Raw genomic sequence first — 22839 nt, forward strand, 5'->3', positions numbered from 1 at the left:
TCCCTTACGATCGAGCCTCGTGCCCCCCGACCGGAATGAGCGATCGCTGCGCGTCCCGCGGTTGATCGCCGTCGTCGCGGGGCTCGCCGGTCTGCTGCTGTGCCTGATCGTTCCGCTGCTGCCGGTGAAGCAGACGACCGCGACGGTGCTGTGGCCCCAGGGCGTGGCCGACGGGCACGTCACCCAGATCACCGCCCCGTTGGTGTCGGGGGCGCCGCGGGCGCTGGACATCTCGATCCCGTGTCCGGCGATCGCCACGCTGCCGCCCAACGGCGGGCTGGTCGTCTCGACGCTGCCGGCCGGCGGCGTGGACACGGGCAAGAACGGGCTTTTCGTGCGCGCCGACAAAGACGTCGTCGTCGTCGCGTTCCGCGACACCGTGGCCGCGGTGGCGAAGCGCCCGGCCGTCGCCGCCGGCGCCTGCAGCGTCCTGCACATCTGGGCCGACGCCGGCGCGGCGGGTGCCGATTTCGTCGGCCTCCCGGGCGCCTCGGGGGTTCTGCCGTCGGAGAAGAAGCCTCAGGTCGGCGGCGTCTTCACCGATTTGAAGGTGCCGCCGCAGCCGGGGCTGTCGGCCCGGGTCGACATCGACACCCGGTTCATCACGGCGCCCACCGCGCTGAAGACGCTCGCGATGGCCGTGGGAACGCTGGCGGTCCTGGTCGCGATCGCCGCGATGGCGGCGCTGGATCGCCGCAGCCGCGGCGGGGACATCGGAGTCAACTGGCGATCGCCGATCGCTTGGCTGTCCCGGTACCGCCCGCGGGCCCATTGGGCGACCTGGTGGCGCGTCGGCGCCGCGACGTGGCTCGCCGACGCCGGCGTGATCGGCACCCTGCTGGTCTGGCACGTCATCGGCGCGACGTCGTCGGACGACGGCTACAACCTGACCATCGCCCGGGTTGCCCCGAAGGCCGGGTACGTCGTCGACTACTACCGCTACTTCGGGACGACGGACGCGCCCTTCGACTGGTACCTCGCGGTGCTGGCGAAGCTGGCGTCGGTCAGCACCGCCGGCGTGTGGATGCGGCTGCCGGCGACGCTGGCGGGGATCGCCTGCTGGCTGATCATCGGCCACTGGGTGCTGCGGCGGCTGGGGCCCGGACGCGGCGGCCTGGCGGGCAACCGGGTGGCGGTGTTGACCGCCGGCGCGGTCTTCCTGGCCGCCTGGCTGCCGTTCAACAACGGCCTGCGGCCCGAGCCGATCATCGCGCTGGGCGTCATCGTGACCTGGATGCTGGTGGAACGCGCGATCGCGCTGGGCCGGCTGGCTCCCGCCGCGGTCGCGATCATCGTCGCGATGCTGACCGCGACGCTGGCCCCGCAGGGGCTGATCGCCGTCGCCGCGCTGCTGACCGGGGCGCGGGCCATCGCCCAGACGATCCGCCGCCGCCGCGCGACCGACGGGCTGCTGGCCCCGCTGGCGGTGTTGGCCGCGTCGCTGGCGCTGATCACCGTGGTCGTGTTCCGCAGCCAGACGCTGGCCACGGTCGCCGAGTCGGCGCGCATCAAGTACAAGGTCGGCCCGACGATCGCCTGGTACCAAGACTGGCTGCGCTACTACTTCCTCACCGTGGAATCCAACCCCGACGGGTCGATGGCGCGGCGATTCGCCGTGCTGGTGCTGCTGCTGTGCATGTTCGGCATGCTGGTGGTGCTGCTGCGGCGCGGCCGGGTGCCCGGGCTGGCCAGCGGCCCGGCGTGGCGGCTGATCGGTACCACCGCGGCCGGCCTGCTGCTGCTGACGTTCACGCCCACGAAGTGGGCCGTACAGTTCGGCGCGTTCGCCGGCCTGGCCGGCGCCCTGGGCGCGGTCACCGCGTTCGCCTTCGCCCGGATCGGGCTGCACAACCGCCGCAACCTGACGCTGTACGTGACGGCTCTGCTGTTCGTCCTGGCGGTGGCGACCTCCGGCGTCAACGGCTGGTTCTACGTCGGCAACTACGGGGTGCCCTGGTGGGACATCCAGCCGGTGATCGCGAGCCATCCGGTGACGTCGATGTTCCTGACGTTGTCGATCCTGACCGGGCTGCTGGCCGCCTGGCAGCACTTCCGGATGGACTACGCCGGGCACACCGAGGTCAAGGACAGCCGGCGCAACCGCGTGCTGGCCTCCACGCCGCTGCTGGTGGTGGCGACGATCATGGTGCTCGGCGAGGTCGGCTCGCTGGCCAAGGGGGCGGCGGTCCGCTACCCGCTCTACACCACCGGCAAGGCCAACCTGGCCGCCATCACGTCCGGGCTGTCGCCAACCAGCTGCGCGATGGCCGATGACGTGCTGGCCGAGCCCGACCCCAATGCCGGTCTGCTGCAACCGGTTCCGGGGCAGACGTTCGGGCCCGACGGGCCGCTGGGCGGAGTCAACCCCGTCGGCTTCAAACCCGAGGGCGTGGGCGACGACCTGAGGTCGAACCCCGTCGTCACCAAACCCGGGGTGGTGAATTCCGACGCGTCACCCAACAAGCCCAACGCCGCGATGAGCGACTCCGCGGGCACGGCCGGCGGGAAGGGCCCGGCCGGAGTGAACGGGTCGCACGCGGCGCTGCCGTTCGGCCTGGATCCGGCCCGCACCCCGGTGATGGGCAGCTACGGCGAAAACTCCCTGGCCGCCACCGCCACGTCGTCCTGGTACCAGTTGCCGCCGCGAACGGGCGACCGGCCGCTGCTGGTGGTCTCCGCCGCCGGCGCAATCTGGTCGTACAAGGAGGACGGCACCTTCACCTACGGGCAGTCGCTCAAACTGCAGTGGGGTGTTAGTCGCCCCGACGGCAGCACCCAGCCGCTCGCCGAGGTGCAGCCGATCGACATCGGTCCCGAGCCGGCGTGGCGCAACCTGCGGTTCCCGCTGGCCTGGGCACCGCCGGAGGCTAACGTGGCACGCATCGTCGCCTACGACCCGAATCTGAGTTCCGAGCAGTGGTTCGCGTTCACGCCGCCGCGCGTCCCGGTGCTGCAGACCTTGCAGCAGCTGATCGGGTCGCAGGACCCGGTGCTGATGGACATCGCGACCGCCGCCAACTTCCCCTGCCAGCGGCCGTTCTCCGAACACCTTGGCGTTGCCGAACTTCCGCGCTACCGCATCCTGCCCGATCACAAACAGACGGCGTCGTCGTCCAACGGGTGGGAGGCCAGCGAGACCGGCGGCCCGTTCCTGATCACCCAGGCGATGCTGCGCACCTCGACGATCTCCACCTACCTGAGCGGTGACTGGTATCGCGACTGGGGCTCGGTCGAGAAGTATTACGCATTGGTGCCGGCCGACCAGGCGCCGGTCGCCGTCGTCGAACAGGGCGTGACCACCGTTCGCGGCTGGAGCCGGCAGGGACCGATCAGGGCGCTGCCATGAGCGTCACCGACAACGCACGCCAAGCGCCCACCGCGCCGTCGGACGCCCTTCGGGACGTGCGGGTGACGCGCTGGGTCGCGACGATCGCCGGCCTGATCGGTTTCGTCCTGTCGATCGCCACACCGCTGCTGCCCGTCGTGCAGACCACCGCGATGCTGAACTGGCCGCAGAACGGCCAACTGAATAACGTTACGGCGCCGCTGATCTCGCTGACGCCGGTCGACGTGGCGGTGACCGTGCCGTGCTCGGTGGTGCGCGGCCTGCCGCCCGAGGGCGGGGTGGTGCTGAGCACGGCGCCCAAGAAGGGCAAGGACGCCGCGCTCAACGCGTTGTTCGTGGTCGTCGGCAGCAAGCGGGTCGACGTCACCGACCGTAACGTGGTCATCGCCAGCGTGCCCCGGGACCAGGCGGCGTCGCCGCAATGCCAACAGATCGAGATCACGTCCACGCGCGCCGGCACCTTCGCCACCTTCGTCGGGCTGAGCGATCCGGCGGGCAAGCCCGTGCGCGGCGGCTTCCCCGATCCCAACCTGCGCCCCCAGATCGTGGGGGTGTTCACGGACCTGACCGGACCGGCGCCGCCCGGCCTGCGGTTCTCGGCGACCATCGACACCCGGTTCTCCACCACGCCAACGACTTTGAAGCTGGCCGCGATGGTGCTGGCGATCCTGTCCACCATCGTCGCACTGATCGCGCTGTGGCGCCTCGACCAGCTCGACGGCCGGCGCATGCACCGGTTGATCCCGACGCGCTGGCGCAAGTTCACGCTCGTGGACGCCACGGTGATATTCGGCTTCCTGCTGTGGCATCTGATCGGCGCCAATTCCTCCGACGACGGCTACATCCTCGGCATGGCCCGGGTCGCCGACCACGCCGGGTACATGTCCAACTACTTCCGCTGGTTCGGCAGCCCGGAGGACCCGTTCGGCTGGTACTACAACCTGCTGGCGCTGATGACCCACGTGAGCGACGGCAGCCTGTGGATGCGGCTGCCCGACCTGGTCGCCGGGCTGGTCTGCTGGCTGCTGCTGTCGCGTGAGGTGTTGCCGCGACTGGGGCCGGCGGTGACGTCCAGCACCGCCGCGAACTGGGCGGCCGGCATGGTCCTGCTGGCCGGGTGGATGCCGTTCAACAACGGCCTGCGCCCCGAGCCGATCATCGCGCTGGGTTCGCTGATCACCTACGTGCTGATCGAGCGCTCGATGTGCGCCTCCCGGCTGACGCCGGCCGCGCTGGCGGTGATCACCGCGGCGTTCACGCTCGGCGTCCAGCCGACCGGCCTGATCGCGGTGGCCGCTCTGGTCGCAGGTGGCCGACCGATCCTGCGGATCCTGGTGCGCAGGCATCGCCTGGTCGGCACCTGGCCCCTGGTGGCCCCGATGCTGGCGGCGGGAACGGTAATCCTCACCGTGGTGTTCGCCGACCAGACGCTGTCAACGGTGTTGGAGGCCACCAGGATTCGCACCGCGATCGGCCCCAGCCAGGCCTGGTACACCGAGAACCTGCGCTACTACTACCTGATCCTGCCGACCGTCGACGGCTCGCTGTCGCGCCGATTCGGCTTCCTGATCAGCGCGCTGTGCCTGTTTACCGCCCTGTTCATCATGTTGCGCCGCAAGCGAGTCCCGGGTGTGGCCCGCGGCCCGGCGTGGCGGCTGATGGGCGTCATCTTCGCCACCATGTTCTTCCTGATGTTCACGCCCACCAAGTGGGTGCACCACTTCGGGCTGTTCGCCGCGGTGGGCGCGGCGATGGCCGCGCTGACCACGGTGCTGGTTTCGCCGAAGGTGCTGCGCTGGTCGCGCAACCGGATGACGTTCGCGGCCGCGGTGTTGTTCCTGCTGGCGCTTTGTTTCGCCACCACCAACGGCTGGTGGTACGTGTCCAGTTACGGCGTCCCGTTCAACAACGTCATGCCGAGGTTCGCCGGAATCAGCATCAGCACAGTGTTTTTCGTCCTGTTCGCGATCGCGGCGGTCTGGGCGTTCTGGCTGCATTTCGCGTCGCGGGAGCACGGCGAGGGCCGGCTGGCGCGGGCGGTGACGGCGGCGCCGGTGCCGATCGCGGCGGGTTTCATGGTGCTGGTGTTCATCGCCTCGATGGTCGCCGGAACCGTCCGCCAGTACCCCACCTACTCCAACGGCTGGGACAACCTGCGCGAGTTCGCCGGCGGCTGCGCGCTGGCCGACGACGTGCTCGTCGAGCCGGACAGCAACGCCGGCTTCATGGCCCCGCTGCCGGGTGATTACGGCCCGCTCGGCCCGCTCGGCGGCGTCAACCCGGCGGGGTTCTCCCCCAACGGCGTGCCCGACCACACCGTCGCCGAGGCCGTTCAGGAGACGTCAGTGCCACAGCCCGGCACCGACTACGACTGGTACGCGTACGACTGGCGCGCGCCCACCAAGCTGAAGGCGCCGGGCATCAACGGTTCCCTGGTTCCGCTGCCCTACGGCCTCAACCCCGACCAGGTTCCGCTGGCCGGCAGCTACACCACCGGCGCCCAGCAGCAGAGCAGGCTCACTTCGGCGTGGTATCAGCTGCCCAAAGCCGACGACGGCCATCCCCTGCTGGTGGTGACCGCGGCGGGCACCATCGCCGGCAACAGCGTGCTGCACGGGCACACCAGCGGACAGACCGTGGTGCTCGAATACGGCCGGCCCGGCCCCGGCGGTGAGATCGTGCCGTCCGGGCGGCTGGTGCCCTACGACCTGAACGGCGAACAGCCCAAGGCCTGGCGCAACCTGCGCTTCGCCCGGGACAAGATGGCCGCGGACGCGGTGGCGGTCCGCGTGGTCGTCGAGGACCTCTCCCTGACGCCGGACGACTGGATCGCGGTGACCCCGCCACGGGTGCCCGAGCTGCGTTCCCTGCAGGAGTACGTCGGCTCGTCACAGCCGGTGCTGATGGACTGGGCCGTCGGGCTGGCGTTCCCGTGCCAGCACCCGATGCTGCACGCCGACGGCGTCACCGAGATCCCGAAATTCCGCATCACGCCCGACTACAACGCCAAGAAGCAGGACACCGACACCTGGGAGGACGGCGTGAACGGCGGCCTGCTGGGCATCACGGACCTGCTGCTGCGGGCGCACGTGATGTCCACCTATCTGTCCCGGGACTGGGGTCGCGACTGGGGTTCGCTGCGCAAGTTCGAAACCATCGCCGACGCGCATCCCGCGCAATTGGAGCTGGGCACGGCGACCCGCAGCGGGTTGTGGTCCCCGGGATCGATCCGAATCAAGCCGTAATTAAACGCGAATACAGTTAATTAAGAACGGTTTACGGTCGTTAATTTGTCATCAGTCGAATAACGTCGTGAAATTTACGTTCGAGTAATTCCCGAGCAAATGTTTAATTTCGCATACCGCCGGTCAATAACTACTCCCCCTGTGAGGTAACTAACACTGACGTTAAAAAGGCGGCCCGATGCACACGCTGACACGATTAGGGACCTGTACCGCGGCAATAACCGTGGCGATCTTCCCGGCGGCGACATTCGAAATCGCCAACGCGACCGCCGAGAACGGCACCCGGGTCGCGCTGGATGCCGGCGAGCGCCGTTGCGATTTCAGCCTGGTGACGACGGCGCCGACGGTGCCCCGGGCGCTCTTGGGCGACGGCTCCGCCGTCGTCACCACCTCGGGGTCACGGGCCGTCGCGCAGGTGCACGTGACAATTCCCAACGAGCCCGGCACCCATTTCGACGTCGGCCTGATCCAGGAGCCCCGTCCGTCGTCGGCCACCTGTGGTCCCGGTGACCCGGGCACCGCATTTACCGGAATGGACACCGACGCGGCGGGCAATGCGACGGTGACGGTCGCCGACGGCATTCGACAGGGCACGACGGGCGTCTGGGTGATCGTCGAGCGCGCGAACCCGAACTCCCAAAACCCGGCCGAGGCCTACACGTCCGAATTCCTGGCGCCGGTCTAAGCCTTTTCGGCCTTCTGGTCGGCCGCGCTGACGACGAGCGCGTCCGAGCCCGGGAAGACCGTGGCCACGTGGCCGTTGGACGCCCAGCGCACCACGTACGGCGGGGCGCCGTCGGCGCCGCGCACCTCCGTGATTTCCCCGCGTTGATCCGCCAACTCGGTCGTCGTGCCCTTGATCACTAGCCAGTCACCTACATCGGCTTTCATCATCGACCCCCTTTGATCGTTGATCGCCCGGTCCGATGGCGGCGACCCGCTGCGCCCGGCTACGCCGCGCTTGCGATCACCACTGGTCCGATCATGCGCCGCCGCCCGCCGGGAGGGAAGGGGGACGAACGCCCCGAACGGACGGGACTTCCGTCCCTATCTCGGCGGTCGGCCGGATGGTCCGATACAGGAATCCGGAACGGAGGCACGGTTATGGACGCTTCAGCACAGTCGCAGGCTCGCACGCGCCTGTTCGCGCGCGCGCTCGGCCCATTTCTGGTAATCGCCGACGCCACGGCCGTGGCCCGGGCCTCCGACATGCAAACGCTGCTTTCACAGTTCGAGGCGAATTCGTTGTGGACCTGGGTGACCGGCGCGTTCATCCTGCTGTTCGGCCTCTTCGTCGTCGCGGCCCACCCTTATTGGCGCGGCGCCGCGGCGATCACCGTCTCCCTGCTGGGGTGGCTGATCACGCTGCGCGGGCTGATCCTGTTCGCATTTCCCCAGGCATTCGTGTCGATGGCCAACGGCATGATCGGCGCGCAAGGCTGGTGGGTGGCGGCCTGCGTGGTCTTCGGACTGGTCGGCCTGTATCTGACCTACGCCGGCTGGGGGCCGGCCCCCGAGAAGCCGGAAACACAACCGGCGCAGACCAGCCCGGACCTTCGGCGCGCCGCGTGACCGAGCCAGCGCCAGCGTCAGCGCCAGCGCCAGCGCCCGACGAAACCACGGGCCATCTCGCCTCGCCGCTGCGCACCGACGAGTTCGACGCGGTCGCCGACGCCGTGGTGGAGGAGATGCAAACGCTGCAGACCGGCGTGGGCATGCTCATCGTGAAGCGGGGCCCCAACGCCGGATCGCAGTACCAGCTGGATCGGCCGGTGCTGTCCGCCGGCCGGCATCCCGCCAGCGATATCTTCCTCGACGACATCACCGTCAGTCGCCGGCACGCCGAATTCCGAAGGGAGCACGGCAAATTCCACGTCGTCGACTTGGGCAGCCTGAACAAGACCTACCTGAACCGCAAGCCCGTCGACACGGCGGTGCTGACCAACGGCGACGAGATCCGGCTCGGCAATTTCCGCCTGATTTTCGTGGCGGGACCGGCGCCGGGGTAATACCGTCGCGTTCATGAGCGAACACGACCCGCAATACGGGTCAGAGGGCGTGGACCGGCTGCCCTTCTCCACCGAGGAAAAGTCGCAGCGCTACCGGACCGAGAAATACCGCGGCGCCGTGGGCCTGAATTGGTACCGCACCGATCCCACCCTGCAGTTCACCATGGCCTACTACCTGGGGCCGGGCGAATTGGCTTTGGTGGAGCCCCATTTGGCGGGCATGGGCGAACTGATGGGCGGCCCGGTGGCGCGGTGGGCCGAGGAGACCGACCGCAACCCGCCGCGGCTGGAGCGCTACGACCGGTGGGGACACGACGTCAGCCACGTCGTCATGCCCGCGTCGTTCGCGCAGTCCAAGCGCGCGGTGCTGGACGCCCAGCAGGCCCTGCGCAGCGACGCGCGCGCCGCCAAGGTGAGTTCGGGCCTACCCCTGTTCGCGTCCAACTACCTGCTCAACCAGGCCGACATCGGGATGGGCTGCGCGCTGGGCACCGGCGGCGGCATGGTCCAGTCGCTGGTGGCCGCCTACGCGCCGGCCGACGTCCGCGAGCACGTGCTGGCCAAGTTCGCCTCGGGTGAGTGGGCCGGGGAGACCGCGCAGTTGCTGACCGAACGCACCGGCGGCTCGGACCTGGGCGCGCTGGAGACGACCGCGACGCGCGCCGGTGACGCCTGGATTCTCAACGGGTTCAAGTGGTTCGCGTCGAACTGCGCGGGCGAGGCGTTCGTCGTGCTGGCCAAACCGGAAGGCGCCCCGGACTCCTCGCGCGGCGTCGCGAATTTCCTCGTACTGCGCAACCGCCGCGACGGTTCGCGCAACGGGGTGCGGGTCCGGCGGCTCAAGGACAAGCTCGGCACCCGCTCGGTGGCCTCCGGCGAGGTCGAGTTCGTCGACGCCGAGGCGTTCCTGCTGTCCGACGAACCGAGCTCGGACGCGGGGCCGTCCGACGGCAAGGGGCTGGGCCGCATGATGGAACTGACCAACGCCGCGCGCCTCGGCATCGCGCAGTTCGGGCTCGCGAACGCCCGTCGCGCCTTGGTGGAATCGCTGTGTTACGCCCGGCAGCGGCACGCGTTCGGCGGGGCGCTCATCGACAAGCCACTGATGCGGCGCAAGCTCGCCGAGATGATCGTCGACGTCGAGGCGGCGCTCGCGCTCGTCTTCGACGGCACCGGCGCCACCAACCACCGGCAGCCCCGCGGCATGCGCCAGCGCATCGCCGTACCCGTCACCAAGCTCAAGGTGTGCCGGCTCGGCATCACCGCGGCCTCCGACGCGATCGAGATCCACGGCGGCAACGGCTATATCGAGACGTGGCCCGTGGCCCGGCTGTTGCGCGACGCGCAGGTGAACACGATCTGGGAGGGCCCGGACAACATCCTGTGTCTCGACGTGCGGCGCGGCATCGAGCAGTCCCGTGCGCACGAGACGCTGCTGGCGCGGCTGCGCGACGCGGTGTCGGTTTCCGACGACGACGAGACCACGCGCTTGGTGGCCGGGCGCATCGAGGACCTCGACGCCGCGATCGCGGCCTGGAGCAAGCTCGACAGGGAGGTCGCCGAGGCGCGCCTGTTCCCGCTGGCCCAGTTCATGGGCGACGTCTACGCGGGCGCGCTGCTCACCGAGCAGGCCGCCTGGGAGCGCGACACCCGGGGCGGTGACCGCAAGGCGCTGGTCGCCCGGCTGTATGCGCGGCGCTACCTCGCTGATCGCGGTCCGCTGCGCGGGATCGAGGACGAATCCGACGAGGCGCTGGAGCGTTTCGAGGAGTTGGTCGACGGCGCGTTGGCGCTCTAGTCACTCGCGAACAGACGCAGAATCGCACGATTTCGCAATGAAGAGCGCGATTCTGCGTCTGCTCGCGGTAAAAACTAGACCGGGATCAGGCCGTGCTTGCGCGCGACGCGGAACCACAGCTGCTTGTCGCGCAGCAGGTGCATCGACTTGCGCAGCAGCAGCCGGGTCTGGTGCGGGTCGATGACCGCGTCGATGAAGCCCCGCTCGGCGGCGGTCCACGGGATCGCCATGTTGAGGTTGTAGCCCTCGATGAAGTCCTTCTTGATCTGCTGCGCCTCGGGCGTGGTCGGGTCGGGGAACCGCTTCATCAGCAGCTGGGCGGCGCCCTCGGCGCCGATCACCGCGATGCGCGCGGTCGGCCAGGCGAAGTTGAAGTCGGCGGTCAGCTGCCGCGAGCCCATCACGGCGTACGCGCCGCCGTAGGACTTACGGATCGTGATCGTCACCTTCGGCACGTCGGCCTCGACGACCGAGTAGAGGAACCGGCCGCCGCGCTTGATGATGCCCCGCTTCTCCTCCTCGGCACCGGGCAGGAAGCCGGGCGTGTCCACGACGAAGACCAGCGGGATGTCGAACGCGTCGCAGAAGCGGATGAACCGCGCCGCCTTGTCGGAGGCCTCGTTGTCGATCGACCCGGCCAGGTACATGGGCTGGTTGGCGACCACGCCGACCGGGCGCCCGTCGACACGGGCGTAACCGGTGATGATCGCCGGCCCGTGCTGCGCGGCGACCTCGAGGAAGTCGCCGTCGTCGAAGATGCGCAGCAGGATCTCGTTCATGTCGTAGGCGGCATTGTCGGAGTCCGGCACGATCGCGTCGAGCTCCAGATCGGTCGGCGTGACCTCCGGTTCCAGCCCGGGGTTGACGATCGGCGGCTTGTCGAAGCAGTTCGACGGCAGGAACGACAGGAAGTCGCGTACGTATTGGAACGCCTCGGCCTCGGAGTCGACGACCTGGTGGATGTTGCCGTAGCGGGCCTGCGCGTCGGAGCCGCCGAGCTCGTCGAGGGTGACGTCCTCGCCGGTGACCTCCCGGATCACGTCGGGTCCCGTCACGAAGAAGTAGCCCTGGTCACGCACCGAGACGAGCAGGTCGTCCTGGATCGGCGAATACACCGCTCCCCCAGCGCATTTGCCGAAGATGAGGGAGATCTGGGGCACCAGGCCGGACAGCGCTTCGTGGCGCCGGCCGAGCTCGGCGTACCACGCCAGCGAGGTGACCGCGTCCTGGATGCGGGCGCCGCCGGAGTCCTGGATGCCGATGATCGGGCACCCGACCATCGCGCACCATTCCATCAGCCGGGCCACCTTGCGGCCGAACATCTCGCCGACGGTGCCCTGGAACACCGTCTGGTCGTGGGAGAACACCCCGACCGGGCGGCCGTCGATCATGGCGTGGCCGGTGACGCACCCGTCGCCGTAGAGCGCGTTCGGGTCGTTCGGGGTCTTGGCCAGCGCCCCGACTTCGAAGAACGTGCCGGGATCGACCAGCGCATGCACCCGGGCGCGGGCGCTCGGGATGCCCTTCTTGTCGCGCTTGGCGGCGGCCTTCTCGCCGCCGGGCTCCTTGGCCAGCTCGAGGCGAGCGTGCAGCTCGGCCAACTTCTCCGCAGTGGTGTGCTGAACGGGCGCTGGAGCTGGCACGGTCTCCGTCACTACTTGCCTACCTAACCTGTTCGGACTTGTCCTGCTGCCGTTCGGCATCGATCTTGTTCAGCGCCTGGGTCATGTGCGCGCCGACCTTGGCGATGATCGGCTCGTCGATGGCCTGGATGTGCTCGCCACCGATCGGCACGATCTCGAGGTCGGACACGTACTCGCCCCAGCCGCCGTCCGGCTTGCGGACGGCGTAGCGCGGCTCGAACATGATCGCGTCGTCATGGTAGCGATCGGCCATGTAGAGCGTGACGTGCCCGTCGTACGGCTGGATCTGGGCGGTGTCGATCGCCCGGTTGTCCAGGTACGACGTGCGCTGGTGCTCGATGATCCCGGCCGGGATCTGCACCCCGCTCTGGCTGACGGCATCCAGCACGAACCGGATCTGGCCCTCGTCGTCGAGCTGCTCGAGGTGCTCGTAGGGGATCTCCGGGACGGTCACGTTGAACGTCTTCTCGGCGAACCGCGCGTAGCGGTCCCAGCGCCTGCGGACCTCCTCCTTGGTCTGCGGAACCTCCTCGCCCGCGCGCACCGCGTCGATCAACCCGACCCACTCGACGTCCTTGCCCAGCCGCTTGAGCCCGATCGCACACGCGTAGGCCAGCACCCCGCCGAGCGACCAGCCCGCCAGGATGTAGGGCCCGTCGCCCTGCATCTCGATGAGCTTCGGAACGTATTGCGCCGCACGCTCTTCGATCGTGCCCTCGACGCGCTCGAGGCCGTACATCGGGGTGTCCGCCGGCAGGCGGTTGAGCAGCGGCTCGTAGACCACCGTCGAACCACCGGCGGGGTGGAACACGAACACCGGTGTCCGGGTGCTGCCCTCGGGGCGCGCCCGCAACGTGCGCACGAAACCGTCGACGACCCCGGCCTCCAGGTGCTCGCGCACCTTCTCGGCGAGCGCCTCGATGTTCTCCGACGCCAGCACGTCCTCGGCGGTGATCGGCCCCTCGGCGCGCTCCGAAAGCCGTTGCGCCATCTTGGCGGCGGCGGCGGCGTCCAGCTTGGGCAGCGGGTTGAAAATGCCGCCCGGGGACTTGCCCGTCACGATCGCCCACGTGGCGAAGGCGACCCGCTCGGCCGCGTCGCGCGGCGGCACGTCGGAGTTCAGCGCCTTGGCGACCGCCTCGGAGTTGAGCGCTTCGGCCGCGCCGGCCAGGTTCGGCTGCGCGCCATTGGTTCCGCTGGCGGCGGGGCCTGACGGGTCGGTCGGTGGCGGCGGGACCGGCAGGTCGGAGGCCGGCGGCGCTTGCGGGTCGGGGGCCGGCGCCGCCACCGAGGCGGGCGTGCCGCCGCTGAGCAATTCGGCCTGCTCCCTGGCGATTTCCTCCGCCGTCTGCGTCTTCTGGTGCTCGGCCAGCTGCTCGACCTCGTCGCGGTGCTCGACCGCGTACTCGATCAGCTTCTCGACGGCGTAGAGGTTGGCGTCGCGCACGGCCGTCAACTGAATCGGCGGCAGGTCGAAGTCGTACTCGACCCGGTTCTTGATCCGCACCGCCATCAGCGAGTCGAGGCCCAGCTCGATCAGCGGCACCTCCCACGGCAGGTCCTCGGGCTCGTAACCCATTGCCGCGCCGACTATCGCGCCCAGCCGGTCGGCGATGGTCTCGCCGGAGTCCGGTGACCACTTGGTGAAGCCGGCCGGCATGTACCGGTTGGTCAGGCTGTCGCCGAGCGCCTCCTCCTCCCGGCCGTCGGAGGGAGCCTCCGCGACGGCCCCGTTGCTCGGGGCCGCGGTCGCGGTGCCGGCGCCCACCGCGACCGGCAGCACTGACTCGGCGCCGCCCCGGGTCACCAGCGCGTCGTACACCAGCGTGAACGACGCGTCGATGCGGGCGTGCACCTGAACCGACGCGCCACCGGGATGCCGGGTCAGCGTGGTCACCAGCCGGGAGCCCTCCCCCGGCTTGGCGCGCTCCTCCGCGGCGGTCAGCTGCGCGTCCGGAAGGACCTCGGTCGCAGCGGCTTTCACCAGCGCCGCCAGGTCCGTCAGGCCCCGGGGCGTGTACTCCCAGACGTGCCGGCCGTCCGGCAGCGCGACGTGGTTGCCCGGCATGAGCACCGAGCCGCTGCTGGTGGCGACGTGCACGTCCAGCCAGTGCTCCTTGCGCTTGAACCGGGTCGGCGGGATGTTCGCGTAGTCCTGGGGCCCCGCCGCGCGGGTGAACAGCGTCCGGGGGTCCAGGTCGTGGCCGTAGACGTACAGCTGCGCCAGGGTCGAGACGATCGACTCGACCTCGTCCTGCTTGCGCGCCAGCGTCGGGATCAGCTGGGCGTCGTGCAGGCCGGCGTCCGCCGTCGTCAGGCCCACCTGCATCAGCGCCACCGGGTTGGGCGCCAGCTCGACGAAGGTGGTGTGCCCGCTGTCGACGGCGTTGCGGATGCCGTGGGTGAAGAAGACGCTGTGGCGCAGCCCCTTCTTCCAGTAGTCGACGTCGTGGATCGGCTCCGCGCCGGGCTTGATGTAGCTGCCCTCGTGCACGGTCGAGTAGATCCCGCACGTCGGGCTCATCGGCTTGATGCCCTGCAGTTCCGCGGCGAGCTCCCCGAGCAGCGGGTCCATCTGCGAGGTGTGGCTGGCGCCCTTGGTCTGGAACTTGCGGGCGAACTTGCCCTCGGATTCGGCGCGGGCGATGATCGCGTCCACCTGCTCGGGCGGGCCGCCGATGACCGTCTGGGTGGGTGCGGCGTAGACGCACACCTCCAGGTCGGGGAAGTCGGCGAACACCGTCTTGATCTCCTCGGCGGAGTACTCCACCAGCGCCATCAGCCGGATGTACTCGCCGAACAGCATCGCCTCGCCCTCGCCCATCAGATGGGAGCGGGAGCAGATGGCCCGGGTCGCGTCGCGCAGCGACAGGCCGCCGGCGAAGTACGCTGACGCGGCCTCGCCCAGCGACTGGCCGACCACCGCGGCGGGCTTGGCGCCGTGATGCTTGAGCAGCTCGCCCAGCGCGATCTGGATCGCGAAGATGGTGACCTGGGTGGTCTCGATGCCGTAGTCCTGCGAGTCGTCCAGGATCAGCTCGAGCACCGAGTAGCCCAGCTCGTCCTGGACCAGCGCGTCGACCTTCTCGATCCACTGCGCGAAGACGTCGTTGCGCAGATACAGGCTCTTGCCCATCTTGCGGTGCTGCGCACCGAAACCGGCCAGCACCCACACCGGGCCATTGCTCACCGGCCCGTCGACGCTGAACACGTTCGGCCGCTGCTTGCCCTCGGCGATCGCGCGCAGGCCCTTGATGGCCTCCTCGTGGTCGTGCGCCAGCACCACCGCGCGTGAGCGGCCGTGGTTGCGGCGCGACAGCGACCGCCCGATCGATTCCAGCGACGACGCATGGCCTTCGGGGCTTTCCATCCAGTCGGCGAGCTCGGCGGCCGCGGCCTTCTTGCGCGACGTCAGGAACGCCGAGACGACGAGCGGGATAACCGGCGGCGGCAGCTCTTGCGTCGCAAGCTCTTCCAGCGCGGCCTCCTTGAGGCTCAACGCCTCTTCGGTGACCTCCGGAAGGTCGGGCTCTTCCTCCTCGACCGCCGCGGAGGCGTCGGGGATGATGTTGCCGAAGTCGTCGAACCGCAGCGAGTGCGCCTCGAACGTGGGCGCTTCCGCCGTTTCGGTGGCCGCGGTGGCCTCGGGCTGGGGCTCCGGCTCCTTTTCGACCACGTCGCGCGGCAGGACCTCGCGCACCACCACGTGCGCGTTGGCCCCGCCGAAGCCGAAGCTGGACACCCCGGCCAGCGCGTAGCCGCCGTAGCGCGGCCAATCGGTCGCCGTGTCAATGACTTTCAGGTGCATCGCGTCCCAGTCGATATACGGGCTGGGGCCCGCGAAGTTGATCGACGGCGGCAGTTTGTCGTGCTGCAGGGCCAGCACCACCTTGGCCATGCTGGCCGCGCCGGCGGCCGACTCCATGTGCCCCACATTGGTTTTCACCGCGCCCAACAGCGCCGGACGGTCGGCAGGGCGGCCCCTGCCGACGACCCGGCCCAGCGCCTCGGCCTCGATCGGGTCGCCCAGGACGGTGCCGGTGCCGTGCGCCTCGATGTAATCGACGTTGCGCGGATCGATGCCGGCGTCCTTGTAGGCCCGGCGCAGCACGTCGGCCTGCGCGTCCTGGTTGGGCGCGATCAGGCCGTTGGACCGCCCGTCGTGGTTGACCGCGGTGCCGGCGATCACGGCCAGGATCTGGTCGCCGTCGCGGCGGGCGTCGTCGACCCGCTTGAGCACCAGCATGCCGGCGCCCTCCGAGCGGGTGTAGCCGTCGGCGTCGGAGGAGAACGACTTGATCCGGCCGTCGGGGGCCAGCACCGCGCCGATCTCGTCGAAGCCCAGCGTCACCGCGGGCGTGATGAGCGCGTTGACGCCGCCGGCCACCGCGACGTCGGCCTCGCCGTTGCGCAGCGCCTGCACGGCCTGGTGGATCGCCACCAGCGAGCTCGAGCACGCGGTGTCGACGGCGACGGAAGGCCCGCGGAAGTCGTAGAAGTAGGACACCCGGTTCGCGATGATCGACGGCGAGTTACCGGTGATCGCGTAGGGGTGCGCGGCGGTCGGGTCGGAGATGGCCAAGAAGCCGTAGTCATGGTTGGAGACGCCGACGTACACGCCGACCGCCTCGCCGCGCAGGCTCGACGCCGGGATGCGGGCGTGCTCGAGCGCCTCCCAGGTCAGCTCCAGCGCCATCCGCTGCTGCGGGTCGATGTTGTCGGCCTCGGTCTTGGCGATCGCGAAGAACTCGGAGTCGAAGCCCTTGATGTCCTTCAGGTAGCCGCCGCGGGTGCGGGCCTTCGCGATCCGCTCGGCCAGCCGCGGCTCCTCCAGGAATTCCTCCCAGCGGCCCTCGGGCAGGTCGGTGATGGCGTCGCGGCCCTCGATCAGCGCCTGCCACGTTTCCTCGGGGCTGTTCATGTCGCCGGGCAGCCGGGTGGCCAGGCCCACGACCGCGATGTCGACGCGCTCGGCCGGGCCCTTGCGCGACCAGTCGACGACGTCGTCGCCCGACAGGTCCGCCTCGGGTTCGCCCTCGATGATCCGGGTCGCCAGCGATTCGATGGTCGGATGCTGGAACGCCACCGCGACCGACAGGGTGACGCCGGTCATGTCCTCGATGTCGGCGGCCATCGCCACCGCGTCGCGCGACGACAGGCCCAGCTCGACCATCGGCACCGACTCGTCGATCGAGTCGGGCGACTGCCCGGTGGCCTTGGCGACGTAGTTGCGCAGCCATTGGCGCATCTCGGGGACCGTCATCTCGGTCTTCTTGGCGGGCAGGTTCTCCTGGGATTCGTCTAATTCAGTCATGGTTCCTGGGTTCAGTCGTTTTCGCCCGCGAAGGCGGTCGGGGAACCGACGCCGCTGCGCAGGCTTCCGTCGAGGTAGGCGGCGCGGCAGGCCCGGCGCCCGATCTTGCCGCTGGAGGTACGCGGAATCGTTCCGGCCTGCACCAGCAGAACGTCGCGCACGGTCACCCCGTGCCCCACGGCGATGGCCGCCCGGATGTCGTCGACGATGGGCTGGTAATCGAGCTTGTGCGCACCGGCGGCGCGTTCCCCGACGATCACCAGCTGCTCGGAGGAATCCTCGGGATCGAACTTGAGCCCGACGTGCGGGTTGTCGAACACCATCTGCGGCAGCTGGTTGGCCGGAACGGAGAAGGCGGCGACGTAGCCGACGCGCAACGCCTTGGTGGATTCCTGCGCCGTGTACTCCAGGTCTTGGGGATAGTGGTTACGGCCGTCGATGATGACGAGGTCCTTGATCCGGCCCGCTATATAGAGGTGGCCCTTGTGGTAGGTGCCGTAGTCGCCGGTACGCACCCACAGCCCATCGTCGGGCGCCCCCTCGGCATGGGACTCGGGGACCCGCGACTTGAGGATGTTCTTGAAGACTTCGAAAGTCTCCTCTTCCTTGCCCCAGTAGCCGACCCCCAGGTTCTTGCCGTGCAACCAGATCTCGCCGATCTGCCCATCGGGAACCTCGCTGGCCGTGTCGGGGTCGACGATGGCCGCCCATTCGTCGACCCCCACCTTGCCGGCGGAAACCTGCGCGACGGCTTTCGGCGCGTCGGCGGGCACCTCCACGAAGCGCTGGTTGTTCAGCTCGTCCCGATCGACGTAAATGACCCTCGGCTTCTCTTCCATCGGCGTCGTCGAGACGAACAGCGTCGCTTCTGCCAGGCCGTAGGACGGCTTGATCGCCTCCTCCTTCAGGCCATACGGCGCAAAGGCCTCGTAGAACTTGCGCATGGACGCCGGGCTCACCGGCTCGCTCCCGTTGAGGATCCCCTTGACGTTGCTCAGGTCCAGGGGCGGCTCGTCGTCCCGGGGCAGGCCGCGCATCGCGGCGTGTTCGAACGCGAAGTTCGGCGCGGCCGAGAAGACCCCGCCGGTCTCGCCGGGCTTGCGCGCGAGTTCGCGGATCCAACGGCCGGGCCGGCGCACGAACGCGGCCGGGGTCATGAAGGTGAAGTTCTGCCCCAGCACCGACGACAGCAGCGCGGTGATCAGGCCCATGTCGTGGAAGAACGGCAGCCACATGCACCCGCGGTCGCCCTCGGTGCCCTCCAGCGCGTTCAGCACCTGCAGCACGTTGGTGGGCAGGCTCAGGTGGGTGATCTGCACCCCGCTCGGGACGCGGGTCGAGCCGGAGGTGTACTGCAGGTAGGCGACGGTGTTCTCGTCGGCCTCGGGCTCCTGCCAGGTGGACGCAACCTCATTGGGCACCGCGTCGACGGCGATGACGCGCGGCCGTTCCTTTGCCGAACGGGCACGGATGAACTTGCGGACGCCTTCGGCGGCGTCGGTGGTGGTCAGGATCGTCGACGGGGTGCAGTCGTCGAGCACGGCGTGCAGGCGACCGACGTGGCCCGGCTCGGCCGGATCGAACAGTGGCACCGCGATCCTGCCCGAGTAGAGCGTGCCGAAGAATGAGACAAGGTAGTCCAGGTTCTGCGGGCACAGGATGGCGATGCGGTCACCGGGCTGGGTTACCTGCTGCAGCCGGGCGCCGACGGCGCGATTGCGACCACCGAAGTCGACCCACGAGATGTCGCGTGCCACACCGTCGCGTTCTGTGGAGAAGTCCAGGAATCGATACGCGAGCCGGTCCCCGCGAACCTTCGCCCACTTCTCAACGTGACGAACCAGGTTCGTGTTGTCCGGAAACCTGATTTTTCCATTCACGATGAACGGGTTGTGGTACGCCATGCCGCCCTCTCCTGTCACAACCATGTCTGGTCGGCTTCGCCGACCCAAGCCTCGCCGTCGGCTTCGCCGACGGGTCCTCTATACACGAGCCGCCTATGCACGCCTGGCAGCGCCGGTCCGTGCGTGTCCCAGCCAGCTCGGCCCCCGATCGGGACCGCAACGAAGCCTGGTTGCTCTTAAATTTCTCTTAATGTTAAGGGCCGCCTCGCGGCAGACCAAATCACAAGGTACCGCCGATCGCGTCACGGATTCGCCTACGTCGCGGCATGTCCGCCGCCGGCGTCACCCATGTTTGGGACGCGGCGCGTTCTCGATCAGCCCGCGGGCCCAATTCAGCGTCCAATCGGTCGCCGGGGCCCCGTCGAGATTCCAGAACTCGGTCGTGGCATACAGCGCGTGGACCGGCTGCCCGGCGCCCCCGGCCAGGGTGTTCAGGGTGTCGGGCAGCTTGGCGACGCTGAACGCTTCGTTCGGAGCGGCGCAGATGAGATCGCCCGGGGCGCAGATCTCGTTGGTCTTGCCGTTCAGCGCGCCGAAGCCGCCCGGCCGCGCGCCCGTCATGGTCAGGCCCAGCCCGGACAGCACCGGCACCTCGTGCAGCGTGATTTCGGCGCCCTCGCCCGGTGGGTTGGGCCCGATGTCGTTGCCCACGCCGTCCTGGCGGCGGCCGTCGGCGATCAACGTCACACCGAGCACCAGGTCGTCGTCGACGGGTCCGCGGCCGTTGCCGATGTCGCTGGCGATGTCGCCGATGATCACCGCGCCCTGGGAGAAGCCCATCAGCACGTAACTGGTCAGCGGGCACTTGTTGTTCATGTCGGTCAACGCCTGCACGGTCGCGCGGGTGCCCTCCGCCCGGCTCTCGTTGTAGGACATCTGCGTGTCGCCGGCCAGCGGATTGTGGAACTGCGCCGTGTAGGGGGTGGTGAAGGTCTGCACCCGCGAGGAGGGGAACTGCTGGGAGATCTCGGTGGTCACCTTGTGTAGCAACGCATTCGGGAACTGGCCCGGGTTGAGCGGGTCGTCCTGCGGGGCGGACTCCCAGGTGCCCGGAACGTTGATCAGTTGCACGTCGGGGCACGAGGCGTCCTGGGACGCCGGGCGCGGCTTGTGCGGGTGGGTCGTGGTGGAGGTCGGCGGCAGCACGCCGGGGGGCACCGCGCTCGGCGGGGATTCGGGATTGCGCAGCAGCATGATGACGGCCACGACGACCAGCAGCACGACGCCCGCCACGGCCAGGGCGGCGATCCAGGCGAGGGTCCGGTGGCGCTTGCGGCGCGCGCTCGTCGTCATGTTCTCCTGCTAGCAGAGTCGGTCAATCGCAGCTCGGTTCCAGGCAAGCAGACGTCCGCCCCCTGCTGCACTTCCCTACACGGTACCGGCGTTTCGGGGCGGAGCCCCGGGCCTCGAAGCTGAGGCGTCCTAGCGGATAGCGCCCACGATGTCGCCCGACATGGCCCCCAGCTGACCCGACCACGAGCCCCAGCCGTTGTCGCCGCCGCCCGGGAAGTCGAAGTGGCCGTTGTGCCCGCCGACGCTGCGGTACTGCTGATAGAACATCCGGCTGTTGCCCATCGCCTCGCCGGCCTGACCGATCATGGCGGCGGGATCGCTGGCCGCGTCGGTGGTCGGGCTGAACACCCACACGCGGGTGTTGTTCTGCGCCAGCAGGGCGGCATGCACCCAGGGGTCGTGCCACTTCCACCGGCCCAGCTGCGGGGCCCCCCACATGCCGTTGCCGTCGACGCCGCCGAATTGCTGCAGGCCGGCCAGGATCGAACCGTTCGTCGTGGTGTTCGACGGGTACAGGAAGCCGGACAGCGAGCCGGCGAAGCCGTAACGGTCGGGGTGGAAGGCGGCCAGCGCCATCGCGCCGTAGCCGCCCTGGGAGGCGCCGACGGCGGCGTGGCCGCCCGGCGCCAGGCCCTTGTTGGCGGCCAGCCAGTTGGGCAGCTCGCTGGACAGGAAGGTGTCCCACTGCTTGCTGCCGTCGTTCTCCCAGTTGGTGTACATGCTGTAGGCGCCGCCCGCGGGCGCCGCGACCGAAATGCCCTTGCCGGCAAGCGTGTTCATCGCGTTGCCCGCGGTGACCCAGTTGCTGACGTCGGGCGCGGCGTCGAACGCATCCAGCAGCACCACCATGTGCGGACCGCCCGCCATGAAGGCCACCGGAATGTCACGGCCCATCGCCGCCGAGGGAACCATCAGGCTTTCGTAGCCCGCCGCGCGGGCCGTCCCGACGGGACCCGTCAGCCCCAAGGCCAGAACCACGCCGAACAGCAACGTTGACAGACCCCGCACGACCTTCATGTCCACCCTCCATCGTCTAGTCGCTGTCTGCACATTAGCCAGCGACGCGAGCGTCCCGTCCCGCGGGTAGTGAAACAGATCACACAGCCCGCGAACAACTAGCGGCGGGTACCTCGAAAGGTGCCCGCCGCTAGTTGCGTTGCTGCTCGGTTTAGGTGCCGGTGCCCTGGTTGCCGGCGGCCGCGGCGGTGGCCGGGCCGGCGCCGGGCGTGGCGCCCAACGTGGACTGCAGGTCAGGCTTCATCGCCTGCAGCTGCGCGCCCCAGTACGGCCAGTCGTGCGTGCCGTTGGCGTCGAAGTTGAACACCGCGTTGTGGCCACCGGCCTGGTTGTAGGCGTCCTGGAACTTCAGGTTGCTGGTCCGCACGAAGCCCTCGAGGAACTTGGCGGGCAGGTTGTCGCCACCGAGGTCGGACGGCTTGCCGTTACCGCAGTAGATCCAGATGCGGGTGTTGTTGGCGACGAGCTTGCCCACCTGCAGCGACGGGTCGTTGCGCTGCCAGGCCGGGTCGCTCGACGGCCCCCACATGTCGTCCTTCTTGTAGCCGCCGGCGTCGCCCATGGCCAGACCGATCAGCGACGGCCCCATGCCCTGCGAGGGGTCGAGCAGCGCCGACAGCGAGCCGGCGTAGACGAACTGGTTCGGGTGGTAGGCGGCCAGGATCAGCGCCGACGAACCGGCCATCGACAGACCGACGGCGGCGCTGCCGGTCGGCTTGACCTGCTTGTTGGCCTGCAGGTAAGCGGGCAGCTCGCTGGTCAGGAAGGTCTCCCACTTGTAGGTGGTGCAGCCGGCCTTACCGCAGGCGGGCTTGTACCAGTCGGAGTAGAAGCTGGACTGCCCGCCGACCGGCATAACCACGGCGATGCCCGACTGGTTGTACCACTCGAACGCGGGGGTGTTGATGTCCCAGCCGTTGTAGTCGTCCTGCGCGCGCATGCCGTCGAGCAGGTAGAGCGCGGGCGCGTTGGCGCCGCCGCTCTGGAACTGAATCTTGATGTCGCGGCCCATTGCGGCCGAGGGAACCTGCAGGTACTCCACCGGCAGACCCGGGCGCGAGAACGCCCCGGCGGTCGCCGAGCCCCCCACGGCGCCAATCAGACCCGAGAGCAGGGCCGCGCCAACGGCCCCCACCACGAGCCGTCGTGGCATACCAGCCACGGCGCCGCGAAACCTGTCGACAAGCGTCATCCTTGCTTCCTCATCCTTCTTTCGGCCTTTCGGCGCATTTCTCCGATTGGACGCATCCCCGAATTGGGTCCGACTGCA

General features: G+C 69.2%; 13 protein-coding genes. 6 read left to right on the top strand and 7 right to left on the bottom strand.

The features are described from left to right. The first annotated feature begins 19 nt into the window (after positions 1-19). From AC5Y2S_RS03820 to AC5Y2S_RS03830, 3 genes are all read left to right on the top strand, one after another. Positions 20-3346 carry an arabinosyltransferase domain-containing protein gene (locus tag AC5Y2S_RS03820; protein ID WP_499953876.1) on the top strand — a complete coding sequence of 1109 codons (3327 nt, stop codon included), beginning with the start codon at positions 20-22 and terminating at the stop codon, positions 3344-3346. Next, entirely contained in the window at positions 3343-6591 is a 3249-nt protein-coding gene (locus AC5Y2S_RS03825; RefSeq protein WP_499953878.1) for an arabinosyltransferase domain-containing protein, read from the top strand. The genes AC5Y2S_RS03820 and AC5Y2S_RS03825 overlap by 4 nt, the downstream gene beginning before the upstream one ends. A gap of 178 nt (positions 6592-6769) precedes the next feature. Beyond that, entirely contained in the window at positions 6770-7276 is a 507-nt protein-coding gene (locus AC5Y2S_RS03830) for a hypothetical protein (protein ID WP_499953879.1), read from the top strand. On the opposite strand, the gene AC5Y2S_RS03835 is transcribed toward AC5Y2S_RS03830, so the two are convergent. Continuing rightward, on the bottom strand, positions 7273-7482 hold the full coding sequence (locus tag AC5Y2S_RS03835) for a DUF1918 domain-containing protein (RefSeq protein WP_499905311.1): 210 nt from the start codon (positions 7480-7482) through the stop codon (positions 7273-7275). The two genes, AC5Y2S_RS03830 and AC5Y2S_RS03835, sit on opposite strands and share 4 nt — an antisense overlap. 213 nt (positions 7483-7695) lie before the next feature. Between AC5Y2S_RS03835 and AC5Y2S_RS03840 the strand changes: the two genes are divergently transcribed. The 3 genes from AC5Y2S_RS03840 to AC5Y2S_RS03850 are packed head-to-tail and all read left to right on the top strand — an operon-like array spanning position 7696 to position 10398. Further along, positions 7696-8163, top strand: a complete 468-nt coding sequence (locus AC5Y2S_RS03840; RefSeq protein WP_499953881.1) for a hypothetical protein — start codon at positions 7696-7698, stop codon at positions 8161-8163. Then, positions 8160-8600: an FHA domain-containing protein gene (locus AC5Y2S_RS03845; protein ID WP_499953882.1), complete on the top strand. Its 441-nt coding sequence runs from the start codon at positions 8160-8162 to the stop codon at positions 8598-8600. The genes AC5Y2S_RS03840 and AC5Y2S_RS03845 overlap by 4 nt, the downstream gene beginning before the upstream one ends. Positions 8601-8613: 13 nt before the next feature. Further along, the gene (locus tag AC5Y2S_RS03850) at positions 8614-10398 is read left to right on the top strand and encodes an acyl-CoA dehydrogenase family protein (RefSeq protein ID WP_499953884.1); all 1785 of its coding nucleotides are present in this window, start codon (positions 8614-8616) and stop codon (positions 10396-10398) included. Positions 10399-10472: 74 nt separating this feature from the next. Here AC5Y2S_RS03850 and AC5Y2S_RS03855 read toward each other — a convergent pair whose 3' ends face one another. The 6 genes from AC5Y2S_RS03855 to ag85A form a co-directional block, all read right to left on the bottom strand. Further along, positions 10473-12101 carry an acyl-CoA carboxylase subunit beta gene (locus tag AC5Y2S_RS03855; protein ID WP_499953885.1) on the bottom strand — a complete coding sequence of 543 codons (1629 nt, stop codon included), beginning with the start codon at positions 12099-12101 and terminating at the stop codon, positions 10473-10475. After that, entirely contained in the window at positions 12061-17355 is a 5295-nt protein-coding gene (pks13, locus tag AC5Y2S_RS03860; protein WP_499953886.1) for a polyketide synthase Pks13, read from the bottom strand. The genes AC5Y2S_RS03855 and pks13 overlap by 41 nt, the downstream gene beginning before the upstream one ends. Before the next feature lie 11 nt (positions 17356-17366). Next, positions 17367-19259 carry a long-chain-fatty-acid--AMP ligase FadD32 gene (gene fadD32, locus AC5Y2S_RS03865; RefSeq protein ID WP_499954376.1) on the bottom strand — a complete coding sequence of 631 codons (1893 nt, stop codon included), beginning with the start codon at positions 19257-19259 and terminating at the stop codon, positions 17367-17369. A gap of 282 nt (positions 19260-19541) precedes the next feature. Then, positions 19542-20552, bottom strand: a complete 1011-nt coding sequence (gene culp6, locus AC5Y2S_RS03870) for a carboxylesterase Culp6 (RefSeq protein WP_499953888.1) — start codon at positions 20550-20552, stop codon at positions 19542-19544. A gap of 129 nt (positions 20553-20681) precedes the next feature. Further along, positions 20682-21569, bottom strand: coding sequence for an esterase family protein (locus AC5Y2S_RS03875; RefSeq protein WP_499953889.1), 888 nt, complete (start codon positions 21567-21569; stop codon positions 20682-20684). Between the two features lie 151 nt (positions 21570-21720). Beyond that, complete coding sequence (gene ag85A, locus AC5Y2S_RS03880) at positions 21721-22761, bottom strand: diacylglycerol acyltransferase/mycolyltransferase Ag85A (protein ID WP_499953890.1); 1041 nt, start codon at positions 22759-22761, stop codon at positions 21721-21723. Positions 22762-22839: the final 78 nt, after the last annotated feature.

It is taken from the genome of Mycobacterium sp. NGS69 (genome assembly GCF_059812165.1).